The organism is Candidatus Hydrogenedentota bacterium (assembly GCA_019637335.1).
Lineage (GTDB): Bacteria > Hydrogenedentota > Hydrogenedentia > Hydrogenedentales > JAEUWI01 > JAEUWI01.
Map to the genome: position 1 here is coordinate 1 of JAHBVV010000039.1, position 24,687 is coordinate 24,687.

15 protein-coding genes are annotated in these 24,687 nt (G+C 63.9%); 10 read left to right on the top strand and 5 right to left on the bottom strand.

The annotated features are described in order from the left end of the window. Positions 1-167: 167 nt before the first annotated feature. The 3 genes from KF886_25185 to KF886_25195 all read right to left on the bottom strand — a co-directional run bounded on the left by KF886_25185 (position 168) and on the right by KF886_25195 (position 3,325). On the bottom strand, positions 168-1,586 hold the full coding sequence (locus tag KF886_25185) for a DUF1501 domain-containing protein (protein MBX3180654.1): 1,419 nt from the start codon (positions 1,584-1,586) through the stop codon (positions 168-170). An 85-nt stretch (positions 1,587-1,671) separates the two neighbouring features. Beyond that, positions 1,672-2,841 (bottom strand): SGNH/GDSL hydrolase family protein, encoded by a 1,170-nt coding sequence (locus KF886_25190; GenBank protein ID MBX3180655.1) that lies wholly within the window; start codon positions 2,839-2,841, stop codon positions 1,672-1,674. Positions 2,842-2,932: 91 nt separating this feature from the next. Beyond that, on the bottom strand, positions 2,933-3,325 hold the full coding sequence (locus KF886_25195) for a hypothetical protein (protein ID MBX3180656.1): 393 nt from the start codon (positions 3,323-3,325) through the stop codon (positions 2,933-2,935). Between the two features lie 639 nt (positions 3,326-3,964). Between KF886_25195 and KF886_25200 the strand changes: the two genes are divergently transcribed. The 9 genes from KF886_25200 (at position 3,965) to KF886_25240 (ending at position 20,680) form a co-directional block, all read left to right on the top strand. Continuing rightward, positions 3,965-5,041 (top strand): sigma-54-dependent Fis family transcriptional regulator, encoded by a 1,077-nt coding sequence (locus KF886_25200; protein ID MBX3180657.1) that lies wholly within the window; start codon positions 3,965-3,967, stop codon positions 5,039-5,041. Next, positions 5,038-6,267 carry an SLBB domain-containing protein gene (locus KF886_25205; GenBank protein ID MBX3180658.1) on the top strand — a complete coding sequence of 410 codons (1,230 nt, stop codon included), beginning with the start codon at positions 5,038-5,040 and terminating at the stop codon, positions 6,265-6,267. The genes KF886_25200 and KF886_25205 overlap by 4 nt, the downstream gene beginning before the upstream one ends. Before the next feature lie 22 nt (positions 6,268-6,289). Beyond that, positions 6,290-8,605: an AAA family ATPase gene (locus KF886_25210; GenBank protein MBX3180659.1), complete on the top strand. Its 2,316-nt coding sequence runs from the start codon at positions 6,290-6,292 to the stop codon at positions 8,603-8,605. 123 nt (positions 8,606-8,728) lie between these two features. Next, complete coding sequence (locus KF886_25215) at positions 8,729-11,965, top strand: tetratricopeptide repeat protein (protein MBX3180660.1); 3,237 nt, start codon at positions 8,729-8,731, stop codon at positions 11,963-11,965. Further along, positions 11,962-13,563: an EpsI family protein gene (locus KF886_25220; protein ID MBX3180661.1), complete on the top strand. Its 1,602-nt coding sequence runs from the start codon at positions 11,962-11,964 to the stop codon at positions 13,561-13,563. Before KF886_25215 ends, KF886_25220 begins: the two co-directional genes overlap by 4 nt. A gap of 16 nt (positions 13,564-13,579) precedes the next feature. After that, positions 13,580-16,453, top strand: coding sequence for a tetratricopeptide repeat protein (locus KF886_25225; GenBank protein ID MBX3180662.1), 2,874 nt, complete (start codon positions 13,580-13,582; stop codon positions 16,451-16,453). Between the two features lie 93 nt (positions 16,454-16,546). Further along, on the top strand, positions 16,547-17,008 hold the full coding sequence (locus KF886_25230; GenBank protein MBX3180663.1) for a cyclic nucleotide-binding domain-containing protein: 462 nt from the start codon (positions 16,547-16,549) through the stop codon (positions 17,006-17,008). A 1,335-nt stretch (positions 17,009-18,343) separates the two neighbouring features. Then, on the top strand, positions 18,344-19,174 hold the full coding sequence (locus KF886_25235; protein ID MBX3180664.1) for a PEP-CTERM sorting domain-containing protein: 831 nt from the start codon (positions 18,344-18,346) through the stop codon (positions 19,172-19,174). 195 nt (positions 19,175-19,369) lie between these two features. Next, the gene (locus KF886_25240; protein ID MBX3180665.1) at positions 19,370-20,680 is read left to right on the top strand and encodes a Gfo/Idh/MocA family oxidoreductase; all 1,311 of its coding nucleotides are present in this window, start codon (positions 19,370-19,372) and stop codon (positions 20,678-20,680) included. Between the two features lie 53 nt (positions 20,681-20,733). Here KF886_25240 and KF886_25245 read toward each other — a convergent pair whose 3' ends face one another. Continuing rightward, positions 20,734-21,225: an N-acetyltransferase gene (locus KF886_25245; protein ID MBX3180666.1), complete on the bottom strand. Its 492-nt coding sequence runs from the start codon at positions 21,223-21,225 to the stop codon at positions 20,734-20,736. 220 nt (positions 21,226-21,445) lie between these two features. Here KF886_25245 and KF886_25250 point away from each other — a divergent pair, with 220 nt between their 5' ends. Beyond that, the gene (locus KF886_25250; GenBank protein MBX3180667.1) at positions 21,446-23,131 is read left to right on the top strand and encodes a right-handed parallel beta-helix repeat-containing protein; all 1,686 of its coding nucleotides are present in this window, start codon (positions 21,446-21,448) and stop codon (positions 23,129-23,131) included. Here the strand turns inward: KF886_25250 and serA are convergent. Then, positions 23,128-24,354, bottom strand: a complete 1,227-nt coding sequence (serA, locus tag KF886_25255) for a phosphoglycerate dehydrogenase (protein MBX3180668.1) — start codon at positions 24,352-24,354, stop codon at positions 23,128-23,130. The two genes, KF886_25250 and serA, sit on opposite strands and share 4 nt — an antisense overlap. Positions 24,355-24,687: the final 333 nt, after the last annotated feature.

Here is a 24,687-nt window from a genome sequence, read left to right on the forward strand (position 1 = left end):
GACACTTTGTCCTCACTGAAACACCGGCCGTTTCATTCAAGACGGTGTTGGGAAAGATGGAAAAGTTATCGGATTTTTTGGTCGAAACGGCCCCCCCAGGCCGGACACGTGGGTTCACGGACGAGAATATCACGATCAAATTTCACTAAATCTGTGCGCGAGCAAATCTACGCCACGACTTCGCGAATGACATGCCCGTGCACATCCGTCAGCCGGAAATCCCGGCCCGCGTAGCGGTACGTGAACTTCTCGTGGTTGAAGCCCAACAGGTGCAGGATCGTGGCGTGCAGGTCGTGCACTTCCAAAGGGTTTTCCTGCGCCTTGAATCCAAAGTCGTCGGTGCTGCCATACGCCGTGCCGCCCTTTACGCCGCCGCCGGCCATCCACATGGTGAACCCGTAGGGGTTGTGATCCCGGCCCTTCAACGGCTTCCCGTCCCCGCCCAGCTCCACCGTGGGCGTGCGCCCGAATTCGCCGCCCCAGATAATCAAGGTGTCGTCCAGCATGCCCCGCTGCTTCAGATCCGCCATCAGCGCCGCGATCGGCTGGTCGATCTGCCGCGCCAGCGTGGCGTGGTTCTGGATGTCCCCGTGGTCGTCCCAGGGCTGGCCAGCGCCGTGCCACAGCTGCACAAAGCGCACACCCCGCTCCAGCAACCGCCGCGCGATCAGTGTCTGCCGCGCGTGCACGCCGTCGCCATACATCTCCCGGATATACGCGGGTTCCTGGTCGATGTCGAAGGCGTCCGCCGCTTCCATCTGCATCCGGTACGCCAGCTCGAAGGACTGGATCTGCGCCTCCAGCTTCGCGTCGCGATCCCGCCGCGCCGCGTGCTCGGCGTTCAGCGCGTAAAGCAGATCAAGCTGCTGACGCTGTTCATCCCGGCCCGTCGCGCCGTTGCGGATGTTCTCGATCAGCTTGTCGAGCTCGGTGTGCTGCGAATCGATGAAGGTGCCCTGGAAGGTGCCGGGCAGGAAGCCCGATCGCCAGTTCTCCGCCTCCTTGATGGGGTAGCCGCCGGGGCACATCACCACGAAGCCCGGCAGGTTCTGGTTTTCCGCGCCCAGCCCGTAGGTCACCCAGGATCCCACGCTGGGGCGGCTCATCACCGCGTCCCCGCTGTTCATCAGCATGAGCGACGGCTCGTGGTTCGGCACCTTCGCCGTCAGCGATCGGATCACCGCGATGTCGTCGATGTGCGCCGCCGTCTTCTCGAACAACTCGCTCACATAGAGCCCGCTCTCGCCATATTGCCTGAACGAAAACGGCGACGGAAACGCCGTGCCCGTCTTACGCTCCGTCCGGAGGTATTCCATCGGCAGCGTCTTGTCCGCGTACTGCGCCAGCGTCGGCTTGTAGTCAAAGGTATCCACCGCCGACGGGCCGCCGTTCAGGAAGAAATGGATGACCCGTTTCGCCGTGCCGGGGAAATGCGGCGCCTTCGGATCCAGCGGCGTCGCGCCGAAGGCCGGATTCCCCGCCAGCATGCCGCCAAGCGACAACGCGCCCATCCCCATGCCGGTGCGGCGCAGGAAATCGCGCCGCGTCAGAAAGGCGTCTTCAAGCCGGGGCCGGTGATGGGACATGGGGATACCTCGCGTCGCTGAAACTCACTAAACGAAGAGCATATCCTACCACGACGCCCCCGAAAACCACGAGGACGCGGGGCGGCTACGGGTCCTGGGGCCGATCAAGGTCCGCGGCAATGGCGTTGGCGACAAGCTCCGCCTTGACGCGGTTGCCCGGGACGGTCATATGGATGGGATCGGAGAAATAGGCGTGCTCGCGGGGCATGATCTGGTCAAGATCCACCAGGCCGGCGCCCGTTCGAGCGGCGATTTCCCGGATCAGCGCGTTGTGCTCCAGGAGCCCGCGGCGGTAGCCCGCCTCCAGGCGCCGCGCCTCCTCCGTGGGGCCCGCAAAGGCCGGCACATCCAGGTACGGCTCGGTCAACAGCCAGACCTGGCAACCCGCGTCCCGGGCGAGCAGGACGGCGGCCTCGAGGTTCTCGGCGAACCCGGACGGCGGCGTGGCGTCCAGGTGCGCCAGCGCCTCGTCGACCGGCGGCATGGGCCGCTGGGTCTGGCTCTGGAGCGACAGGGGTTTAATCCATCCCGCGCCGTAGGCCAGGGCAAGCCAGGCCCGCGAGCGGCGGGCCATCCGCTGGAACGCGTTCAGTTCGAGGGAGGCGAACGGCGTGCGAAAGTGGCTGTAATCGTTCTGGTAATCCGGGTAGAAGCGCGGGATGACGTCGTTGATGGCGATCTGGATGAGCACCGCGTCGGGCTGAAGCGCCGGCAACGTGCGTTTCAGCGTGCCGAGGATTTCGCGCGTGGTGTACCCGCCCACCCCGAGATTCCAGGTTTCCACCCGGGTAGAATCCGCCCCGCGCATCTGGTTCAGCGCTACTTCGAGCCGCGCCGGATAGGTCTCCTCGTTGTCCTGCACGCTGACCCCGTAGGTGGTGGAGCCTCCGTAACAGGCGATGCGGGTGACGCCTGGAGGCTTGGGCGCGAAGTCGCGCAGATTGCGGAAGCCATCCCGGTTGTGCCGCGTGAGGCCGGGCCGGTCGCCGGCCCGCAGTTCGTAACCGGGACGGAGCGCGTAACTGAGTTCGGGGTCGGGAACGAAGCGGATCCAGTCCGGCCCGCGCGTCGCGAGCATCTCGTACTCCGCAACAATGCGCGCCAGGGGCGACACGGGACTGTACGCGATCAGCACACGGGCACCCACCTCCAGCATCGCGAGCAGGGCGAGTATAAGGCCAATAAACGCCGGCACGGCAAGACGCTTCGGCAGCGTTCGGGAGCCGGGGGGGCTGGATCGCGAATCACCGGCCATCAGAAGGCGTCCCCGGGCCGCGCGGGACGGCGAAAACGGGCATCCCTCCGCTCAGGGCGACCGGTCTCTCCCGCGTTGATCGCGCACGCCATCATCCGGACGTAATTACGGCGCCAGTATCTCCCTGCCTGGCCTGACTTAACCGGCGGTAGGCCATCTTGATAAGGTTTTCCGCCTTGCCGCCGTCACTCGGATAGGTGACCACGGAAAAGCGCAGGTCCAACTGGCTGTCGAAAAAACTCTTATACCGGTTCACGGCGACCATCGCGCTGTTGATGTCCGTCTCGCCCATCAAGACGGCAATCGAGCTGTCGAAGTCAGCGATAACATCGCTGTCCCGGATGTGACTGGAAAGGAAGTTGCGTAGCCCCGATATACCTTCTTCCGTTGTAATCATCACCATAGAGACGAAACGACGATGCCGCTGCGCACCGTAAAGTTCGTATTGTAAGAGTTGTCGAAGTATAGTGAAGTCAGTCTTCACGCAAGCCTCCCACATGGCATAAACGACTCTTGCTGTGACAGTTAAAGCAATATTCGTGCCTATTGACGAATTCTTTTCGCCCAATCTCAGAAGGCGGTCAGACGCTTTGATTCCAAGGACTTATACCAGATAGCAATCGGCGCGCCGAGACTAGATAACGTGTCCACGTCCCGTTGAATGACTACATGTAGTTCACGTGTGACAATAGAATGTCGGCGCTATTGGCATATTCACGAAAATATGGTACTTTCGAGAAGTGACCACGGTGCGCTGGGAGGAGCTCCCGGCATTGTGTTGCGCCACAACGAGACCAGGCGACTCGCTTAAGCGTCGTGATTTCGTCATACTCGTTCAGGCTCCATTCAGGTTATCAATCTTGCGACAAAATAGATGTCAAAAATGACCATATGTTATCGAAATATATCCTGAAGCGTATACTTTGTTCGCCACTTCCCGGCGAATTGGCGCGCTCCCAGGCGTGGAAGGCGCGTGTATTCGGGGTTTATTGGCGGTTTTGTGGCTGCGTCGCAACGGAACCGTGCAAGTTGGCACGCTTGGTGCTCATGAGTGGACCAGGCGGCGGGGCCTTGCGAGCGATCCCCACAGTAAATGGACCATCGAGCTGGAAAGGAAGCGGTCTTGCAATCACAAGCTGACGTCCTACCCGACGACTTGGAACAGATACAGGCGCCATTGCACGAGCGTTTGGTGGGGCGCAGCACGCGAATTCTTGAAATCAACGCCCTCGTCCAACGGCTGGCGAATGTGGATCTGTCCGTCCTGATCCGTGGCGAAACGGGGACCGGCAAGGATATCGTCGCAAACCAGTTGCACCGTTTGTCGCCGCGCTTTGGGAAACCGTTCGTGAAGGTGAATTGCCCCAGCATCCCCCACGACATCCTGGAGAGCGAGCTGTTCGGATACGAGCGCGGCGCGTTCACCGGCGCGGATACGGCCAAACCCGGCCGCTTCGAAATGGCCCATGAGGGCACCCTCTTTCTGGACGAAATCTGCGAAACGGCCCCGGCGGTACAGGTAAAGCTGCTGCAGGTACTCGATGGCGAGCCGATCCTGCGCATTGGCGGCGCCGTTCCGGTCCACAGCGACATGCGCGTGATTGCCGCCACGAACCTGGATCTGGACGAGGCGGTGGCAACGGGCCGGCTGCGGGAGGATATCTCGTTTCGACTCCGGGAGGTCGTGGTGGAGCTGCCCCCCCTCCGATCGAGACGGGAAGATATCTCTTTACTGGCGGAACACTTTAATTATAATATGTGTAAGATGCTGAAGAAGGAGTACCAGCCGCTGAGCCCGCGCTTGCTCGAAGTGCTCGCGGATATGGACTTCCCGGGAAACGTGCGCGAACTGTCCGGACGCATCAAGAAATATGTTACGACAGGTTCGGAGGAGATGTTGCTGGCGGAGGAACACGCGATCGGGCCCGCCCCGGCTAAAGCGGCCGCGGGCCCGGCGCATGCCGAGCGCCCGGCGCGCCCCGCGCCCCGGGAAGAGCGGACGTTTATGCCGCTGAAAGAGGCGGCGCGCAGGGCGGCGGAGGCGGCGGAGCGGGCGCTGATCGAGGAAACGTTGAATTACACACTTTGGAACCGGCGGAAGGCGGCGAAACTGTTGCGGACCAGCTACAGTTCGTTGCTCCGCCGCATCGACGCATACGGTATCGGCAAATCGGACCAGGTATGGAAAGACGCGGAATGAGATCTTTAACCATTTTGACGGCGGCCCTTGTGGTCTTTGCGGCAGGCTGTGCGGGCGAGAAAACGTCCAACCCCGGCGACCCGATGGCGGTGGAGCAGGGGAAGAGCAAAGGGGAGGTGATCCAGGAGGCGGTCCGCGTCCCCTCGTCGGAGGTGAGGCCGGAAGACCCGCCCGCCGAGCCATTGGAGCCGGTGGAACCGCTTCCCACAGCCGAAGCGGTGGACGCGATGTACCGCATCGGCGCAACCGACGTCCTGGGCTTTCGCTCCTTCGACGATGAAACCATCAACTCGACGGTGGTCGTCCGGCATGACGGCATGATCTCGCTGCCCTGGATTCCGGATGTAAGGGTCGGCGGGCTGACGCGCGAGGCGGCGACGGAGGTCGTGCGCGAAGCCTACCAGGAGCTCTACTACGAAGCCGAGGTCAGCCTGCAGATCATCGATGCGACGAGCAAGACCTTCACGGTTACCGGCGACGTGAACCGCGCGGCCGAGTATCCCTATTTGAAGCCGCTCACCTTGCTCGACGCGATTATTGCGGCGGGCGGGCTGCGCGTCAACCAGCGCGGCGGCGACAGTTTCGTCGGGGGGCAGGGCCAACTGGTCAAGGCGTTTATCATCCGCGGCGAGGGCGAAGAGCGGCTGGTGACGTCCTATGACCTGCGGAACCTGGAGAAGAGCGGAGCGCACAACGCGCAGACGCCGGTCCTTCCGGGCGATATCATCTATATACCGGAGGGCATCAACCTGGTCTACGTGCTCGGCGCGGTGGGCCGCCCGGGCATTCAGCCGCTCAGCGAAGGAATGACCTTGTTGCAGCTGCTCGCGGCCTCCGGCGGCGTAAACGAGTCGATCGGGCGGATGAAGCAGCTCGTGCTGATTCGCGAAATCGACGACGCGCAGACGGAAGTCCAGTTGATCGACTTGACCGCCATGCTGAAGCAGGGCGCCGATATGCTGATGCAGCCCGGCGACGTGGTGTATGTGCCGCGGAAGCGCCTGGTGACGCTGGGCGAATTCATCGGCCGCGCGACGGGCCTCGTGACGCCGATCATGGGCGTGACTTCGCAGGCCATGGGCCTGTACACCCAGGCGTTTGACGTGTATTACGCCGACGACCGCGCCGACCTGCTGTACCGGTCGAACCAGTCGAACCAGCTTCAGACAAACCTCCAATTGCTGGAGGCGATACGCCAGGTTGGCCGGGCGGCCGAGGGCTTCTAGCCCGCGGCAACGAGGATTTTGCATGTCGAGAGATTTTTCCACCGTAGTTGATGATTTTGCCTCGGAGAAGAAGACGCCGGCGGTCTCGCCCCTGCACTTCGATTTCAAGCGCTTTCTGAGCCTGCGCCTGCCGGGCGTGATCCTGGTCGGCGTGATCCTCGCCATACCGCTCGCGATCGCGGGCTGGTTCCTGACCCCCGTCGAGTTCACGGCGTCCGCGCAGATCCTGTACCGCTCGACCTCGGGCGGGATTGTGGAGCGGTCCGCCCGTTCGCTGGGGGATTACGACAAGTTCGTGAACACCGAAATCGCGAAGATCACGGGCGACAACGTGTTGTTGAAGGTGCTCCAGCATCCGGAGATCACCGCGCTGCCGAGCATCCGGGCCGCAAGCGATCGCCTGACCTACCTGAAGGGCCGGATTACCGCCCGCATCGTGCCGCGAAGCGAATTGGTGAACGTCACCTGCACGATGGAAAACCGCGACGAAGCCCTGAAGGTCCTGGAGGTGGTCGTCGACATCTACGAAGAGCAGGCGATGAATGCCGAGCGGGAAGAGGGCAGCGTCAAGCTCATCGCCCTGAACGAGCGCATTCGCGCCAAGGAAACGGAGCTCGCGGAGCAGCGCCAGCGAATACGGCTGAAAGAGGGCGCGATCGGCGCCATCGCCGGCAGTGTCCTCCCGCAGGATTCCCTCGAAGCCCAACAGTATCGCGCGAGCATGCTCGACGCGGAGTCCCGCGTGAAATCGGCCGAAAACAACGTCGCCGCCGCCGAGGACATGATCGCCCGCATTCAGGCACACCAAACAGCCCAACGCGCTAACCCCTCCTCGCCCATTTACGAGTTCGGGGTGGAGACGCTGGTCGGGCGGGACGCGCGGGTGGCGGCGCTCCAGCAGGAACTGGTCCGCTTGGAGAACGAGGCCGCAATGCTCCGGGAGAACCTGAAGGAAGGCCACCCCCGCCTGCTGGCGCTGAACCGGCAGTTGGATCCGATGCGCGCGAATATCGCGCGCCAGGAGGCGCTCGCCCGCACCGATGCGCTGAACGTCGTCCTCAGCCAGGCCGAAGAGGATCTGAAGGCGGCGCAGCGCCGCGTGGAAGACGAAAAACGGAACGTGGCGCAGACGACCGAGCGCTACAATATCTACCTCGAAACCGAGCGCGACAAGGCCGAGCAGGCGTCGGAGCAGGTCGCGGAATTGCAGCAACTCCGGGAGGAAGCCGCGCTGGACAGCCAGCTGCTGACGACGTGGCGCACCCAGGTTCAGAACATGCAATTGGAGGAAGAGGCCCCGGCCCGCGTGCGCGTGGTGACGGAGCCCTACGCGCCGTTCACCCAGGGCGTCGCGCGAAAGCTGCTGATGGCCTTCGCCGGGTTCGTGGCGGGCCTGGGCGCCGGGGTCGCCTTCGGTGTTCTCCGGGAACTGCTCGATCAGCAGATCCGCACCCCCCGTGACCTGGCGCGGGTCTCGAGACTGCCCATTGTGGCCTCAATACCGCATCTGAGCGAGGACCAGATCCCCGGCGACGCGGACGCCGCGCTGGTCGTCGCACAGCACCCGAATTCTATCATCGCCGACGAGTACCGCCGGGTTCTGGCGCGCATTCTCTTTCCGGAAGACAACGCCGCCGAAATCAGTTCGCTCATGGTGGTGAGCGCGCGCCCGGGCGAAGGCAAGACCTCCCTCGCCTGCAACGTCGCCATCGCCCTCGAACAGGCAAGCCGGCGCGTGCTCCTCATGGACCTCAACGGGCAACGGCCCAGCGTGGAAAAGGCGTTCGGACTGCCGCCGGGACCGGGCCTCTCCGATTTGATGCGCGGTGATTGCGATCAGGAGGACGCAATACGCGGGACCGCTTTCGACAACCTCGGCATTATCGGCCCGGGCACGCGGCCAAACGAGCTGGCGGGCCACCTGGCCTCACGCGATATGATGGATTTTCTCGAGTGGGCCGACGAACACTTCGACCACATTATTCTGGATGCACCCCCGCTGATGCTCATGTCCGACGCCAAACTCCTGGCGCCCGCCATTGACGGCGTGGTCTTTGTCGTGGGAGCGGGTTCGGCCACCCTCGGGGTGACCAGCCGCTGCCTCCGTGACCTGGATCTGCTGCGCGCCAACACGATTGGGCTGGTCTTGAGCGGTCTCCGCAATATGCGCGGCGGCTACCTGCGGCATAACCGCAACCTGTTCTACGAATACAAGGATAAGGATCCCTATCCCGGCTCCACGGGGCCGTTTCCGGATATCCGTATAGTCGAAGACGATGGCGACGCCGTGGACGCGGAAGTCGTGCTGCTTCCTGCCAGCGACAGCAAGGAGCGCTAGAACACGGCTTCCCAGGCGCAAGGCAGTTCATCCAGCGCGGGCGCGGCGTGCCCGCCGCGAAACCGGGGGTAGCGGCGGAACGGGTCCCCGCGGGCCCGGCAACCAGTAAGAGACGAGCATTTTATGTCTAGAAAAGTGTGGATTGCGCTCGCGTGCGCCGGGCTCCTGATGGTTGCCGCCGCCGCTGCCGGGGTTGCCGCCCTCATCCTGGTGCCCAAGTATCGTGCCGAGCACCGGTTGTCCGAGGCGCGGCGCCTGGCTTCCGAAGGGGTCCTGGACCAGTCACGGCGCTTCTACCAGGAATACATCTACAACAACGACGACGATATCGCCGCCCTCGAGGAATACATCGAGGTCTGCACCGCGATTATCCCGGACCGGCGCCGCTCGCTGCTCGCCGCCGGACGCGCCTATATCCGCCTCGCACAGTCCGACGCGGACAACCCGCAACGGAAGGTGGATGCGGTCGACTTCTACCGGAGGCACCAGTTCTGGCCGGAGGTGGAATACACGATTAACCTCTTGTTCGGTCCGACCCAGGCGAATCTGGACGACGAGATGGCGTACTACCACGCCGTGGCGGTGTACGAACAGCGGCGCCTGTCGTCCGCGATCAGCGGCCTGGAGGCCTATCTCGGCCTCTCCGGAACGCGGCGGGGCGCCCCGATGCGCGATGCGCCGCTACGCCTGGCGCGCGCCTTCCGGGAAGTGGGGCGGCGGGCGGATGCCGAAGCCGTGTTTTCAGGGCGACTCGCGGATCATCCCGAAGCGGCCGCGCTCCCCGTTCTGCACGGGCAGTTTCTGGTCGATGCCGGACAGGTGGACGCCGCCGCCAGCGCGCTCCAGGCGGCCCCCGAATCCGAGCGGGACTCGGAACTCTACCTGCTGGCGTCGTCGCGCCTGGCCCTGCTCCGGGGGAACGCCGAGCAGGCCGTGGAACTCACCCGGCGCCTGCTGGAAGTCGCCCCGGAGGACCCGACGGCACACATTACCTACGCGCTGGCGCTCAACCGAGACAACGAGCGGGAAAAAGCGATCGCGCATATCGAGGCGCGAACACCGGCGGAACTGGCCGACGCGCCGGCCTACTTCCTGCTCCTGATCGAAATGAAGCTGGAGGGGCTCGATTTTCAGGGCGCCGAAGCGGCGCGCGCCGCATACATGCGGGCCTATCCCGATCAGCGCTTCCTGGACGAGTACCTGCGGGGCCGGATCGCGTTCGCCCAGGGCAGAAATGGCCAGGATTTCTATGAAACGGCGCGGGCGCACTTTGTCCGGGCGGTCCAGCTGAACCCGAACCTGCACCGGGCGCGCTATTTCCTCGCCCTCACGGACTTTGAACTGGGCGACCGGAAAAGCGCCCGCACGGAGCTTCAACTCTACCTGAGCGTAAATCCCGACGACGGCATGGCGCGAAGGCTCTGGAATCGCTTCTTTGCCCCCGCCCCTTCGCTGGTGGACCTGCGCTTTACGGGACGCCGCCTCCAACAGGATCCGAATCCGGTGCTGGAAGACCTTCTGGAGACGGCCCAGTATTTGATGCAGCGCGGCCGGGACGAGGACATTGCCCTCGCGCAGCAACTGATCGATCGCGCAATTGCCGCCGTGCCCCGGGACGCCCGGGCGTACAGCCTCCTGGCGGCGTTTCACCTGGAGCGGGACGAGATCGATCTCGCGGAGCGCGCGCTCGCCCGCGCATCGGAATCCGGCCTGAGCGACGCGGATTTTCCGCTCCTCCGATCCAGTATTCAGCTGGCCCGAGGGGAAACCGCCGAAGCCCTCGCCACCGCGCGCGAGAACCTGGCTTCAGCCACCTTCAGCGACGCCCGGAGCTGGGCGCTGCTCTTCGCCCGACTCGGCCACGTTAATGAAGCCGATTCCCTGCTGCAGGCCTTCCTCGCGGCCACAGCCACACCCGGACTCCTGCCCGACGTGCTCGCGTTGCGCCACTCGGTGATGCTCCGCTTCGGCACGCTGGAAGAGGCCCGGGCGATTTTCCGGGAGGCCGAGACATCGCTGACGGACCACGCCGACCATGTCGAAACGCTGAACACGATCCGGCTAAACTTCGCGAGGGCCCTGGCCTCCGCGGGGCCGGGCAACATCCCGGAGGCCGAATCGGTGCTCGCGGATGTCGCCGCCTCCGACCCGAACTCGGACGGGCTCATCGTTGCCCGGGCGCGCCTGGGGCTGGCGCGGCCGCTTCCCGATTACACCCGGGCAATCGCCGCCGTCGCTTCAATATCGGAGAATTCCCCCAGCTACGAGGACGCCCAATTGCTCGGCGCGGAGATTGCCTACCGCCAGGGCAACTACGAGGATGTCATCCAGCGGGCCGGCGCAATCCTGGAGTTCTCGAGCGAGAACACCGCCGCGCTCTATCTCCTGGGCGAGGCGCAGGTGGCGTTGCGCCGTCCGCAGGAGGCGCGCGCAACCTTCGAGCGGGTTCTGGAGCTCGATCCGGGCGACGCCGCCGCCATGAGGGCGCTCGCAAGAACCTACGCCGAGCTGGACCACACGCAGCTGGCCGAGAGCATGGTGGAGCGCTACGCGGCGGCCGGGAACCGCGACCTCGAAGAACTCAAGGCCTACCTGGCGCGCGGCGAAGTCGCCGTGCAGGACTCCGAAGACTCACTCCGAAACCGCCTCGCGGAAAACCCGAACGATTTCGCGGCCCTGGCCGGTCTAGTGCGATCGCTCCTGTCGCGGGGCGAACTGGAAGAAGGCCGCGCCCAACTGCGGGGCTACCTGGAGCGCAATCCGAACGAGCCGGAACCCTGGATTCTACTCGGGCAGGCCCTTCTCGATCATGGCGGGCCGGCGGATCTCGGCGAAGCGTCCACCGCCTTTACCCGGGCCCAGATCCTCGTTCCCGACTACGGGCCCGCCTTGCTCGGAAAGATCGACGTGCTTTTCCGCCAGCGCCAGTACCCGCTGGCTCTAACAATGTGCCGGCGATACCTGGAGAACCGGCCCGGGGATCGCGCCGGGCTTTTCCGGCTCGCAACGCTCCTCGCGCAGAATCCGGCAAACCACCCCGAAGCCCTGGAGATTACCGGGCGGCTCATCGAATCCGGGCCGCTGCCGGAACTCTATCGCATGCGCGCGTTCCTGCATCTGGAGCAGGGCGAGTACGAGGCCGCGGTTTCCGATATCGAGGCCCTCGCGCCGATGGACAGCACGCGCACCGCGGATGACGACCTAACACTCGCCGAGGCATACTTCCAGATGTCCGACAGCGCGCGCGCGCGAAGCAGCCTGGCGGATGCGCGGAGAAAGATCGGTCCGGGGCAGGAGCGCCTGCGCGCGCGCGCCGATCAGGTTGAGCAAGTGCTGAACGGCGCCGGAGCGGGACAATGAACGGCCAGAACCCGGCGAAAGAGTCGGCGGGCGCGAGGCCGGCCCTGGGCGCGGTATGGCGCGCACAACCGGGTGTCCACGCCGCGGTTCTCGCGGCCTTGACCTTGCTGATCGTCGCCGCGTTCTGGCACTCGTTTGTCGACATTTACAACAGCTGGAACATGCCCGAGTCCCTGTACTCGCACGCAATTATTATTCCGCCAATTTCCCTCTTCTTCGTGTGGCGATTGCGCGCGCGCCTCGGTGCGGTCCCCGCCGATCCGTGCCCCGCCCTGGGGATGCCGGTACTCCTGGGCGGCTGCGGGCTGTTGCTCCTGGGAGACTTCCTGGGGTTCATGACGCTCGTGCACCTGGCGCTTTTACCCGTGCTGTTGGGACTGGCGATCACCTTTCTGGGTCTGCGCGGCGCGGCGGTGCTCTGGTTCCCGCTGGCGTTCGTCATCTTCATGATCCCGATGCCCTACTCGCTCTTGCAGGTCGTTTCCTTCAAGAGCAAGATGATCGCGACGGAATCGGCCGTTGCAATCGGCCAGATGATGACCCTCAACCTCGTTCAGGATGGTTCGTTCGTATACCTGGGCGCCGACGACCGCCTGCTCGTCGGCGACGTGTGCGGCGGGATGCGTTCGCTTATCGCCCTGCTCGCTTTCGGGGCGTTGATGGCCTTTATCAGCAAGACGCGCTGGTGGGCGCGTATCCTCATACTGCTGGTATCGCCGCTGGTCGCCATTATCGCCAACGTGGCGCGCATCCTGTTTCTCTGCATCGTGGGATACACCTGGGGAAGCGCTTCGGCCACCGGAATCGTACATGACGCCTCGGGAATCGGGATCTTTGCGGTGGCGTTCGTATTGCTCTTCAGCGTGGAATCCTTCCTCCGCCGGATTGCCCCGGTTGACGAGGCGGAGGGCCAGCCCGCGGAAAACGCCCCGGAAACCGCGCCGCCGCCGGGGGCCCCGGCCCGGTGGGTTTCCCTGTACGCCACCGGGATCGCTATCCTCGTTTGTGTGTCGGCCGCGCACTGGATGATCAACATCAAGCGCGACCGCGCCGCCCTGGCCGCCCCCCGCTACGCAAACCTGGATCTCCCCCACCAGATCGGCCCCTACGCCAAGGTCGGCGAAGACATCGATCCGGGAGACGACGTGCGCAGGGCCCTCGAGACCTCCTCCATCCTCATGCGCTATTACGTCGACCAGAGCCGGGTTCCCGTCTTGCTCACAATTGTCTACACCGGAGAAAAGCGGCGCAGCCTCCACTTCCCCGAGCAGTGCTTCGTGGGCCAGGGCTGGGAAGTGGAGCAGGCCTATTCGGCCCCGGTCGGGATCGAGTTCGAGGCCAGGCGCCTCGTGATCTTTCGCGGCGCCCAGAAGGAGGCGGTGCTATACTGGCTGAAAACGGGGGATCGTTTCACCAGCAGCGCGTTCATGAACGCCGTGTTCTGGGCGCGTGAGCAATTGATGTTTGGCACGCCTACCTCCGCGCTGGTCCGGTTGAGTGTTCCGATCCAGCCCGGGCAACGCGCGGAAGAGGCCTTCGCGGCGCTCGATGATTTTGCGACAAGGCTCGGGCCCATCCTCCTCGAAAACATTGAATGAAAACAGGATTCAGATTATGACTTTCACGAACACGCTGAAATGCGGCCGCGGTCGCCTGGTGATGGCGGTCTGCGCCGCCGTCCTGCTGGCTTCCGGATGCGGCGACCGGCGCAGCGAACAGAAGCGCGGCGCAGGCGACGTGCAGCTGAAGCTGGGCAACATTGCCGAGGCCCGCGCGTCGTACGAAGGCTCCCTGGAAATCAATCCGAACAACGCGATGGCCAAGCTCGGACTGGCCCGGTGCGCGGCGCAGGATCAAGACCTGGACGGGGCGCTGGACTGGTTCGAGAAGGCGCGCGCGAACGACCCCGCCCTAGCCGAGGCCTACGTGGAGCCCGTCCGCCTGTTGCTGGCCGCCGGACGCGCCCCCGACGCGCTTGCCCTGGCGGACCGCTACCGCGAGGCCGCCCCGGAAAGCGGAGGCCTCCTGTATTCCGCGGTATTGTTGGAAATGGGCCGCCCGGACGAAGCGGTCGTCGTTCTGGAGGCCCTGAAGAATGCCCATCCCGCTTCGATGGAAGTGTCGCTGAATCTGGGCGTGGCCTACGCCGAGGCGCGCCGTCCCGCCGACGCGGAAGGAGAGTTCCGCGCGCTTGCCCAGGGGACATCGCCGGTGGCCGCCGCCGCGCAAATGGCCCTGATCGAGGTGTACCAGCAGCAGGGCAAGACCGCCGATATGCTCTCGGAGTTCGAAAAACTGCGGGAGTCGCAGCCGGACAACCCGCAGGTCGATCTCGCCTACGCGCGCGCGCTGGTCAGCGCGGGTCGTGTCGAGGAAGGGGAGAAGATAGCGCGGGCGATCCTGGCGAAAGAGCCTGATTCCGGGTGGGCGAACTACATTGTGGGCGCAGCAATGCTGGAGCAGGGTAAACGCACGGAGGCGCTGGCTTTTCTGGAGAGCGCCGCCGCCGCCCTTCCGGAAGAGGAGGCGATCGGCCAGCTTATCGCCCAGGTGAAGGCGCCCGATTCGCAGGACAGCCGCCGTACGGCCGCCGCGCCGGTGACCCGGCCTGCGGAAAGCGGCGCGGGCGCGGACAACTGGCGCACGTTATGGAAGGAAGCCGCCCTCCGCCGCTTGCTGGAAAACCGTGACGCCATCCTCCTGGAGGGCGGAGCCGAGGCCCGGGAAACGCTGGCGGTGGCCGCCGTGTTCATGGAGCAAGGAGCCCTCGCCCGCGAACTTGCCGGCGCCCTTCCCGATGATTCGAAAGTGGCGGAATTCCTGCGCTTTCTGGAAGCCGGCGATGCGCGTGCGACCACCGACTTCTTTGACGGATGGCGCCCCGAAGAACCGGAACAGACCCTGTTGCGGGACAACGCGCTGGGCTACGCCCTGGCGCGCTACGGATCCCGGGGCCAGGCCATCGCAATTTTCCTCTTCTGCCTGGAGCGCTGGCCGGAAAATGGCGTGGCCTTGTTTAACATCGCGCAGGTGTTTCGCGCGCTGGGGCAACCCGGGGTGGCTGCGCTCCAACTGCAACGCCTCGTCGTCACCTATCCGGAGAATATCGACGCCCACCAGATGCTCTACGCCGCGCTTCGCGAAGGCGGTGACACGGATCAGGCGAGGCGGGCGGCGGAATCTTCGTTTGCCCTCTTTCCCGAGGAGCGTTGGGCCTTCCTGAATCTGAGCCAATCCTACTTGGACACCGGCGACATCCCGCTGGCAGGACAGGTGCTCGAGCGCGCGCAAAGCCTGTTCTCCGGCGACCCGGAAATCGACCTCGCCCGGGCGAGCCTTCGCGTCCGCGAGGGTGATTGCGCCGCCGCGCGCCAGGTCCTGGACGGGATACAGACAGCCGCGCCAACCATCGCGACGGGCCGGGCGCTCCTTCGCGCCCTGTGCGCCGCGCAGGCCCGCGACTGGACCGCGGCCGCCGAAGCGGCCCAGGGCCTGGATCGAAAGCTCTGGCCGGAGAGCGTGGCGCTGGTCGCCTATGCATCGCGCGCACAGGCCGGCGAACTGGAAACGGCGCGGGGCTACCTCGCGGGTGCGGACGGAAAGCCGGCGGGCGGCATGCTCGGTCGCATGCTTCACGCGGCTGCGGGCGGTTCCGGCGATGGCCTGGGCGATGCGGAGCAGGAGTGGGCGGCCTATCTGGCGGCGGACAACGCCCTGCTTGCGGATTATGCGGTCATGAGCGCGCTCCAGCGCGCCCGCCTCTACGACGCGGCCTGGGAATACCACCAGGAGCACTTCGCGGAGCGCCCCGCGCATATTGCGCTGATACAACTCGCACTGGCTTCGTTGGCCGGCGCGAACCGGGTCGAAGACGCCCCCGGCGCGGCCCGGGCGCTCGTCGAACAGCTTGAAGGCGACGCGCGCGCCTGGCTCGGCCTGGCCGCGCTGCTGCGCGAGCGCGGCGACGAGGCGGGAGAAGCGGACGCGATCAAGCGGGCGCTGGCGGCCGGCCCCGAGAATCCGGAAGCCTGGTACCGGAACGCGATCCTTCAGGAACGGCAGAGCGATTTCGCGGGCGCGGTGGAGAGTTACCGGAAAATAATGGCCTTGCAGCCGGAAAACCCCGTGGCCAGCAACAACCTCGCTTATATGCTGCTCCGTGCGGGCGGCAGCGACCAGGAGGCGCTGGAACACGCCAGCTTCGCACACGAGAAGTTGCGCGGCAATCCCGGGGTCTTGCATACCCTCGGGTTGGCCCAGATGCGCGCCGGCGACCTGGAGGCCAGCCGGCGTTCCCTGGGCATCGCCGCGGAAATCGATCCCTCGAATCCGACCATCCTCTACGATTTTGGACGGGTCCTGCTCGAAATCGGCGAGAAGGACAGCGCCCGCCAGCGGCTGCAGACCGCGCTCGGACTTCACGAACGCGCCGGGATCACGTTCCCGGAACAAGCCGACGCCAAAAGCCTGCTGGGAAGTATCGAATAGCGTGCAACACGATGCCGTGGCGCGGGCCGGCCCACCCTGCAGTGGCCGGCGCGCCACGGGACCGGGGCCTCAAGGTAGTACAGGGGTACGCCCATGGATATTCAGACGGCGCTGAAGCGATCAAACATCTTTCGGGGCTTTTCCGCGGATGACCTGGCATTGGTGTTGTCGCTCGGTCAGCCGCTCTCCTTCAATCCAGGCGACGTCATACTTCGCGAGGGCGATGTCGGCAGCTACCTCTACGTCGTGCTGGAGGGCAGCGTCTCAATTCACACCGGAGACAAGTGCCTGGCGCGGTGCCGCGCATACGAAGCCTTCGGCGAAATGGCGGCCTTCGGTAAACGACGCCGTTCCGCGACCGTACGCGCGGTAACCGACCTCGAGTTGTTCCTGTTGGACGAAGCCGCATTGGCCCGATTGCTGGAGGGGCCCGGAGCCGTGCCGTTCCTGATGAATGTCGTCCAAATCCTGTGCGAGCGCCTGAACGCGGGGAATACCTGGATCGCGTGCAGCCTCGACGAGCAGCGCCGGGACGATGGACGCTGCCCGCACTAGCCGATCGCTGCGCCGAAATCTTACGACCGAAATCATTTTCTATTGGCGATGTTCTGAGAAAACGCCCCGAAAGGGCACGGCAGCTTTGAGAGCCGAAGATGCCCGCTCAAACCAGTCGTCATCACGCAATTCCTTTGTGCTCTTTGCGCTCTTTGTGGCTCCCAATCCAATCCCCCGCGCGCATAGACATGGCATCCCTACCCGGATCGCCTCCCTGCACCTTGGCAGGGAAAACTACCCTTCAAAAACTTCCTCTCTTCGTGCCCTTCGTACTACTATCCGTTATCCGTCAACTTTTTGTTTTTTCTGCAAGTTCTTCCATTCAAAATCCATATAACCAACTGTTGTAAAAGAATTTACGAAGCGAAAGCTCCAGGGAGAATTTCCAACGGCCGTTCCGCAGGTTTCGTGGTCGAAATTCTTTTCTTGCCCACGGATTACACCGATGACACGGATTGAAGCGACACTCGAACCAAACAAGAAGAAGCAGCCCGCCAACCAATCAACCCCGCTACAATTCCGATGCTGAACAATCCGAACCGGCTGCGTCGAAAAATCGCGCGCCGCCGCCGGCATGCATCAACGACCGGAACCAATTGCTATCCGTGTCATCCGTGTCATCCGTGGTCACAAATCCTGATCGCGGCCAGTGGCCGCTCGAGGCGCATTCGTGTGTATTGGTGTCCATTCGTGGTCAAAAACGCACCCTCATTCAACCAACTACTTCATCTGCGTACAAGAGCCATCCTCTGCGCTCTCTGCGTTCTCTGCGGTTAAAACCTTCTCTGTTTCTCTTCGTGCCCTGCGCCCTTCGTGGTGATCATTTCTTTGGTTGCGGCCCAAGGTTGCCCTGCGACCTTCGTGGTGATCATTTCTTTGGTTGCGGCCCAAGGCGGCCCTGGGATCTTCGCGCCCTTCGCGGTGATCTCTCGTCCCGTTCCGTGGAGCGACCGCCGAATCTCCAACTTCCAGTTACCGCGCAGAATAGAATCACGCGCACATGCCAAACCGACCCATAAGTCGGAGCACGATACGTATTCCCACGGTCCTGTGGGCTTTGATCGGACGGACCCAACGGGTGTCGGGCATCAATAAGTAGTCACATCTGACAACCAATCGATAGGAAAATTCGGGGATCATTAGCATTTCTGACCAACTAGAGTTCACATTTGCACTTGATTAGGGTCCGCGTCGTTCGTATGGATCGGTTTTTGTTATCCGATGGTCTTGGCACGATAGGTGCTCTATATTGGCAACTAGGCCGAGAGTGTGCGGAAGCAAATGGTTCCACGACAATCTCGCAATTCAACAGTCTGTAGAGGAGGAAACGTAAACATGAGAAAACTTTGTTTGGTGTTTGCGCTTGTAGCGGTGGCCGGCATGGCTGCTCCCGCAAGTGCGATTACCGTCGACGGGAACTGGAATGAGTGGTTCTCCTACGGCGGTAATACGAATTTGGTGTTCTGGAACCCCGCGCTTGTCACGTTGAACGACGTGGCCATCCGCACCCAGGTGGATGAAGCGGGTCCGACGCCGGGTGGTGGCGGTCAGCTGTACGATATCGAGCAGATCTTCTACTGGTATGCCGATTCGGACCCGAACGCCCTCACCGGTGGAAAACTGTGCATTGGTCTCGTCACCGGCTTCCCGCCCTACGGTGTGAATGCCGACAACCTGTATGCCGGCGACATGTTCCTGGACTTCGGCAATACGGGCGGCTGGGACCTGGCGATCGCTGTCAGCACGAGCGTCGTGAATGCGGATGTTCCGGGTGGCGTGGACAACGACTACTTCGGCAACAACTACTTCAACGACGGCACGCCGAATTGGGTAATCCGCGATCCCAACCCGTTCGTGGTCGCGACGCCCTGGCGCGTGAATCGTAACCCCGTGATCGAGAATCTGTTCAACACGCAGGTTGCGTGGGGACAGCAGGGCACGCAGCGGTGGTTCCTGGAAATCTGCGTCGATATCGACGGCGCGATCGAGGAAATCATTTCCAACGATTCGGGCGGTCTCGGCCTGCACTGGACGATGGAGTGCGGTAACGACCTGATTACCGTCCGCGACGACGTCCCGCTTGTTCCGGTTCCGGAACCCTCCACCTTCGCCCTCCTCGGATTGGGCGTGCTCGGTGTGGGTCTCCGCCGCAAGTTTACGGCCTAGTCAACGTTAGGCTTGCGAACCAAGTAAGACTTCCGATTCAATAGATAAGACAGCCTGGCAGCAATGTCAGGCTGTCTTTCTATATTCACGGGGAAACTGGTGGATTCGCCAATGTGCGCGGAGCGATCTGGCGGCGCGCCATCTGATACCATCCCCGTTTGATGGCAACAACCACACTTCAGAGGGGAGAGTCCCATGAAATCGATAACCCGCCGCCAATTCCATCGCAACGTGGCCGCCGGAGTGGCCGCGTCCTCCGTTGCGCTTCAGATCCGGAGCGCCCGCGCGGAAGTTGGACCCAACGACCGCATACGCATCGGCGCCATCGGCTATGGCGCCCGCGGAACGGGCAATCTGGCGGAGTTCCTGAAGGACCCGCGCGTCGAATGCCCGATCATCTGCGATGTGGACGCATCGCACCGGGAAAAGGCCGTGAAGCACGTCTCCGAGCAGGGGGGCAACACCCCGGAGGCGGTAGCGGACTTCCGGCGCGTGATCGAGCGGAACGATCTCGACGCGATCGTGGTGTCGACGCCGGATCACTGGCACGCGCTCCCGACGGTGTATGCGTGCCAGACCGGGAAGGACGTATATGTGGAGAAACCCCTGGCCCGCACCATCGACGAGGGGCGCGCCATCGTGGAGGCCGCGCGCGATCACAAGCGCGTCGTGCAGATGGGCACGCAGTGGCGGAGCCAGCCGCACTACATCGACGCCGTGGCGTACATCCAATCCGGGAAACTGGGCCCGATCCGATCAATACGGGGCTGGAGCTACAAGTCGTGGCCAATCACACCCGTTGCCGATGGGCCGGTTCCCGAGGGCGTGGATTACGATCTCTGGCTCGGCCCGGCCCCCGAACGCCCCTTCAACGCCAACCGTTTTCACCGGGACTTCCGCTGGTACTGGGACTACGCCGGCGGCCTGATGACGGATCTCGGCGTGCATGTGATTAACCTGTGCCAGTGGGCGACCGGTCTGGAGACCCCCTCGCGCATTACGTCGATGGGCGGGTTGCGCGTGCTGGACGGGGTAATTGAGACGCCCGACACCCAGGTGGCGCTCTATGAATTCCCGACCTATGTTCTCACCTGGGAACACCAGCTCCACGGGACCGTGAGCCCGCACACGGGCCAGAGCGGCGCCTGTTTCAGCGGCGCGAACGGATCCCTCGTGGTGCACCAGGGCGGCTGGGAGGTCATTCCCGATCGCGCGGCGGACGGCGCCATCGAGTCCGAGAAGCATCAAGCCGGACCGGACGGGCGCCCGGCGCATGTCAGGAACTTCCTCGATTGCATGGCCAGCCGCGAGCAGCCCGTTTCCAACCCGGAGGTGGGCCACCACGTCACGGCGCTGGCGCACCTCGGCAGCATTGCCCTGCGTGCGGGGTGCGAAGTGCGGTGGGATACCGCGGCGGAGCGAATCAGCTCGAATGATGCGGCGGATGCGCTCGTGGGCGAGCCCTACCGCAAACCCTGGTCGCTGCCCTACGCGCGAAGGACCTAAAACGCGAGGGACCGCGGCGCGCGATCTTCCGGCTGAGGCCCGGACCCCGGACCTCAGTCCTCCGAAAGGCGCTTCTGCCAATACCCGATATCGATCCACTGGCCAAACTTGAATCCCACCCGCGGAAAGTGGCCGGCCTTCACGTAGCCGAACTTCTCGTGGAGCGCAACGCTGGCGGCATTGGGAAGCGCAATGCAGGCGATGGCGACCTGAAGCCCGTGATCCGGCATACGCCGGAGCAACTCCGCGTAAAGCGCGGTCCCGATCCCGCGCCCCTCACAGCCCCGGCGCAGGTAGATGCAGGTTTCCGCGCAGTAGCGGTAGGCGTGGCGCTCTTTCCAGCGCGCCGCGTAGGCGTAGCCCAGAATTTCGCCATCCGCGTCGTACACCAGCCAGGGATACCCGGCCTGGATCCCCCGCACGCGATCCGCCATCGCCGAATCGCTCAGCGGGTCCTTTTCAAAGCTGGTGAGCAGTTCCGTGATATACGGGTTGTACACGGCGGCGATGGCCGGGGCGTCGTGTTCGGTGGCGTCGCGGATCATGGGCGATAGCATAATCCGCGCCGCGATAAAGGTCAACGCGACGCCGGGCCGGGCGGGCGGGTTTCCGCGCTCCACCGAATTGGTGTCAGAATACCCCACTACCCGCCTACGATTTTTTTCCTAACCGATTTTACTGTACTTATGGTAACATGGTGTTCATGGGCTGCCTTCCTGGCCGCTGCGGTGCGTTGTGGCTTCTACTGTGGAGTGTTCCGCGACTATGCGATCCTTCCTCCTTTCCATTGCCGTTACGGCCCTCGTTGCCCTGGCCGCCGATGCCCAGGTGTGTGTCGATGCGCGAAACGCCAGCGCACCCCCGGACGGAACCCCGGCGCGGCCCTATCGAACCGTCCAGGCGGGAATCGACGCCGCGGCCCCGGGCCAGTCCGTGCTCGTGGCGACCGGGGTCTACAACGAGGACGTGCGCGTCGAAGCTAAGGCCGTATTGCTCCGGGGCGGCTATATCGGCGGTTCGGAGGTGCAATATGCAACCGGCCAGCCCGGCGACTTCGACACCCGCGATTCCGCTGCTTATTTGACGGAACTGAACGGGACCGGCTCGGAATCCGTGGTCACGCTGCTGGAGGCGGGCGCTACCGAGGTTGACGGGTTTCGAATTACGGGCGGCGGCGGAAGCACGGTGGACCTGCCCTACGCATCGAATGGCGGCGGCGTCTTCGTGCGGGGCGGCGCGCCCGTGCTTAGAAGCAACCTTATCGAGGGCAATGACGCGCGCCGGGCGGGCGACGTGTCGGCCTTTGGCGGCGGGATCTATGCGGATGGCGCCGATATCACGATTGAGGACAACGACATCAGCGAGAACGTCGCGCTTCGCGGCGCGGGAATCGCGGCGCTGGGCGGAACGGCCACCATTCGCGGAAACACCGTTCGCGGAAACGTGGGGCACGGCGACCACGGGGGTGGCATCTACGTCGGCGCGCCGGAGGCGACCATAACGGGAAACCGCATTCACGAAAACGAGATCGGGCGCGAACTGGGCTATGGCTGGGGCGCCGGGATCCTGGTCTTCAATCCGGGCAATCACGCCGACCTGTCGTTCAACGAAATCTTCGACAACTACGCGGCCGGCCTGGGCGCGGGCGTGTTTGTGGACGAAGGGGCGACCGCGGTCCTGCGCAACGAACTTATATACCAGAACACGGTCGAGCCCGCGGGAACGGGTGGCGGCGCGGTCTACGTGGACGGCGGCGAGATCGACGGGGTGCGCGTGGGGTCGATCGTGGAGATTATAAACTGCACGATCGCGGACAACCCGGTCCCGGATGCGTATCTCGGGGGCAACGCGCTTTTTGTGGAGGGCTCCTCCAGCGTGATGGTTCGGAACAGCATATTCTGGGGCAACGACCTCGAAATCTGGTTCGACGACATGTCATCGGTGCTGGTGAGTTACAGCAATATCGGCGATGTGACCGCCGGCACGGGAAACATTTCCCGAGATCCCCTCTTCGCCGACCCGGCGGCGGGAGATTACCACCTGAGATCGGCGGCGGGTCGGTGGGATCCCGCGGCCAGCGCCGGCGCCGGCGCCTTCGTAATGGATGCGGACACCAGCCCCGCCATTGACGCGGGCGATCCGGCCGACAGCTTCGCCAATGAACCCGCCCCGAACGGGGGGCGCGTAAACCTCGGCGCCTACGGCAATACCGCGGAGGCCAGCCTGTCGATACAACCCGTGGAGGGCGAGGGCGAGGGCGAGGGCGAGGGCGAAGGCGAAGGCGAAGGCGAAGGCGAAGGCGAAGGTGAAGGTGAAGGTGAAATCGGGGGATGCCCGTTGAATAAGGCGCAGCCCGGGAGCACCCGAGGCGCGCGCGGCGACCTGGCGCTACTGGGCGCCGCCGCAATCGCCCTGCTTCGGGGAGCCTTCGGACGCCACCGCAAACGCTAGAACAGCGCCCGCACTTTGATGGTCTCCGGCATTTCGGCCAATTGCTTGATCATCGCCTTGGTCGCGCTCTTGTCGGTGTCCATGATGAGGTAGCCGACGTCCTCGTAGGTGCGGAGGTACTGCGCGCCGACGTTGATGCCGGCCTCGCCGAACATGGTGTTGACCTTCTGCAACACGCCGGGCACGTTCTGGTGGATGTGCAGGATACGGTGGTGATCCCGGATCTCGGGCAACACTTCGTTCGGGAAGTTCACGGCCCCTTCGGTGCTGCCGTTGTTGGTGAAGCGGATGAGCTTGCCGGACACCTCAAGGCCGATGTTGCGCTGCGCCTCCTCGGTCGCCCCGCCGATGTGCGGCGTGAGGATGACGTTGTCCCGCCCCTGCAGCGGCGACTGGAACTTTTCGGCCTTCGATTTGGGCTCGACGGGAAACACGTCGAGCGCCGCGCCGCCAAGCTTGCCGCTGTCGAGCGCGTCGCGAAGCGCGTCAATATCCACCACGGACCCGCGGCTGGCGTTGAGCAGGAAGGCGCCGTCGCGCATCCAGCTGATCTGCCGGGCCCCGATCATGCCCTCCGTGTCTTTCGTTCCGGGGACGTGCAGCGTAACCACGTCCGAGCGCTCCATGAGATCGCGGATGTCGATCACGCGGGTGGCGTTGCCCATGCAGAGCTTGTCGACGATATCGTAGTACAACACCCGCATGCCGAACGCCTCGGCAAGGACGGAAACCTGCTGGCCGATGTGCCCGTAGCCGATAATGCCGATGGTCTTGCCGCGCACTTCGACGCTGCCGGAGGTGCTCTTGTCCCACTCGCCCGCGTGCGCGTGCTTGATCTTGCCGTAGAGGCCCCGGAAGAGCATGCCGATGTAGGTCATGACCAGCTCGGCGACGCTGCGGGTGTTGGAGTAGGGCGCGTTGAAGACCGGGATGCCCCGGATCTTCGCCGCGGCCAGATCAACCTGATTCGTGCCGATGCAAAAGGCGCCGGCGGCAAGAAGACGGTTGGCCTTCTTGAAAATCGCCCCGGTGATCTGGGTCTTGGATCGGATTCCAAGAATATGGACATCCTTGATGGCCTTGAGAAGCTCCTTCTCGTCCATCGCGCCCTTGTGCGCTTCCACGCTGAATCCCTCGTCCTCGAAGCGGCGAACGCTTTCCGGGTGAACGCCCTCGAGGAGGAGAACCTTGATCTTGTGCTTGGGAAACGAAGTCGTGCTCATACGGGTACCTGTGATAGATGGCGGGTGCGCGGGGGTCGCGGGGCAATTATACAAGAACTTCTCGAGATTCGGCCAGTTACGGGATCATTGGTCGGGGCAATCGCATTTAACCCCGATCGCGGCATTTGGGTGTGAAGGTGAGTTGATTTGGAGCCTTGAATCAATGAACGTGAGCGTTTTGGAGCGCCGGCATCTCTGCCGGCAAGGATGCCAGCGCTCCAACACGCGCCCTTTTTAAGATTTCAGTTGGTTCGTATGGCGCTCGGCTCGGACTTGAAGTTTAAATGCGATTGCCCTGGATCATTGGCCTTTCCCGCCTCGGGTGTCCCGCTC

Excerpts from the sequence above, each read along its gene's own strand:
- KF886_25215 (MBX3180660.1), top strand. The coding sequence starts at position 8,729 with ATGTCTAGAAAAGTGTGGATTGCGCTCGCGTGCGCCGGGCTCCTGATG.
- KF886_25235 (MBX3180664.1), top strand. The coding sequence starts at position 18,344 with ATGAGAAAACTTTGTTTGGTGTTTGCGCTTGTAGCGGTGGCCGGCATG.
- KF886_25250 (MBX3180667.1), top strand. The coding sequence starts at position 21,446 with ATGCGATCCTTCCTCCTTTCCATTGCCGTTACGGCCCTCGTTGCCCTG.
- serA (MBX3180668.1), bottom strand. The coding sequence starts at position 24,354 with ATGAGCACGACTTCGTTTCCCAAGCACAAGATCAAGGTTCTCCTCCTC.
- KF886_25230 (MBX3180663.1), top strand. The coding sequence starts at position 16,547 with ATGGATATTCAGACGGCGCTGAAGCGATCAAACATCTTTCGGGGCTTT.
- KF886_25190 (MBX3180655.1), bottom strand. The coding sequence starts at position 2,841 with ATGGCCGGTGATTCGCGATCCAGCCCCCCCGGCTCCCGAACGCTGCCG.
- KF886_25225 (MBX3180662.1), top strand. The coding sequence starts at position 13,580 with ATGACTTTCACGAACACGCTGAAATGCGGCCGCGGTCGCCTGGTGATG.
- KF886_25205 (MBX3180658.1), top strand. The coding sequence starts at position 5,038 with ATGAGATCTTTAACCATTTTGACGGCGGCCCTTGTGGTCTTTGCGGCA.
- KF886_25185 (MBX3180654.1), bottom strand. The coding sequence starts at position 1,586 with ATGTCCCATCACCGGCCCCGGCTTGAAGACGCCTTTCTGACGCGGCGC.
- KF886_25210 (MBX3180659.1), top strand. The coding sequence starts at position 6,290 with ATGTCGAGAGATTTTTCCACCGTAGTTGATGATTTTGCCTCGGAGAAG.
- KF886_25220 (MBX3180661.1), top strand. The coding sequence starts at position 11,962 with ATGAACGGCCAGAACCCGGCGAAAGAGTCGGCGGGCGCGAGGCCGGCC.
- KF886_25245 (MBX3180666.1), bottom strand. The coding sequence starts at position 21,225 with ATGATCCGCGACGCCACCGAACACGACGCCCCGGCCATCGCCGCCGTG.
- KF886_25240 (MBX3180665.1), top strand. The coding sequence starts at position 19,370 with ATGAAATCGATAACCCGCCGCCAATTCCATCGCAACGTGGCCGCCGGA.